This is a genomic window from Actinotalea sp. C106 (assembly GCF_023630195.1).
GTDB lineage: Bacteria > Actinomycetota > Actinomycetes > Actinomycetales > Cellulomonadaceae > Actinotalea.
The window spans coordinates 1-1,527 of record NZ_JALPKN010000468.1; the positions used below are offsets into that span (position 1 = coordinate 1).

The 1,527-nt window shown below is 74.1% G+C and carries 1 protein-coding gene; it reads left to right on the forward strand.

Annotated elements, in window-relative coordinates:
* Positions 1-105 precede the first annotated feature (105 nt).
* The coding region (gene dnaG, locus L0B03_RS17675) for a DNA primase (RefSeq protein ID WP_250448301.1) at positions 106-1,527 on the forward strand (1,422 nt) is incomplete at its 3' end.

Genomic DNA, 1,527 nt, shown 5'->3' on the forward strand with positions numbered 1-1,527 from the left:
CCCGCCACGCCGGTGAGCCGCAGGGCCGTCGACCCCGACCCCGGCGGCCGCGGGCAGGGCAGCCGGGCGGACCGCGAGGCCGGACCGACGGCCTAGACTCGGCGCGTGGCTGGCCGGATCCGACGCGAGGACGTTGCCGTCGTCCGCGAGCGTGCAGCCATCGACGAGATCGTCGGCGAGCACGTGACGCTCAAGTCGGCGGGCGTCGGCTCCATGAAGGGGCTGTGCCCCTTCCACGACGAGCGTTCCCCCTCGTTCCACGTGCGTCCCCAGGTGGGGCTGTGGCACTGCTTCGGCTGCGGCGAGGGCGGGGACGTCATCTCCTTCCTGCAGAAGATCGACGGCATGGCCTTCACCGAGGCCGTCGAGCACCTCGCCGGTCGGGTGGGGGTGCAGCTGCGCTACGAGGAGGGCGGCGCGGCCCGCCCCGGGGAGGAGCCAGGTCGTCGCCAGCGGCTGCTCGAGGCCCATCGCAGCGCCGCGGCGTACTACGCCGAGCAGCTCCTGACGCCTGGTGCGGCGGTCGGGCGGACCTTCCTCGCCGAGCGGGGCTTCGACCGGTCGGCCGCCGAGCACTTCGGGGTGGGGTACGCCCCCCAGGGCTGGGACAACCTGCTGCGGCACCTGCGAGGGCGCGGGTTCACCGAGGCCGAGCTCACAGCCTCGGGGCTCATGAGCCAGGGCAACCGCGGGCCCTACGACCGCTTCCGCGGCCGCCTGGTGTGGCCGATCCGCGACGTCACGGGGGACGTCGTGGGCTTCGGGGCCCGCAAGCTGTTCGAGGACGACCCCGGGCCCAAGTACCTCAACAGCCCCGACACCGTGCTGTACAAGAAGACGCACGTGCTCTACGGGATCGACCTCGCCAAGCGGGAGATCGCCCGGAGCAAGCAGGTCGTGGTGGTCGAGGGCTACACCGACGTCATGGCGGCCCACCTGTCCGGGGTGCCGACGGCTGTCGCGACCTGCGGCACCGCCTTCGGTTCGGACCACGCGCGCATCGTGCGGCGGCTGGTCGGGGACTCCTCGGCAGGGGCGGGGGTGCAGCTCGCCTCGGGGACCTCGGTCGGCGGCGAGATCATCTTCACCTTCGACGGGGACGCCGCCGGGCAGAAGGCAGCCCTGCGGGCCTTCGGCGAGGACCAGCGCTTCTACGCCCAGACCTTCGTCGCCGTCGAGCCCAGCGGGATGGATCCCTGCGAGCTGCGTCAGGAGCGCGGGCCAGATGCGGTGCGCGCCCTGGTCGCCGGACGGCAGCCGCTGTTCGAGTTCGTCATCCGGTCGACCATCCGCGCCCACGACCTCGAGACGGTCGAGGGGCGGGTCGCCGCCCTGCGCGCCTCGGCCCCGGTCGTCGCGGGGATCCGTGACGCCGCGCTGCGCCCCGAGTACGCGCGGATGCTCTCCGGCTGGCTGGGCATGGAGTTCGAGACGGTGCGCCGTGCGGTCTCGGCCGCCGAGCGCCAGGGGCCCCGCGGCGGTGCCGGTGGCCCCGGTGGGCAGGGGCAGCGTGGGGGCCACCCGGCA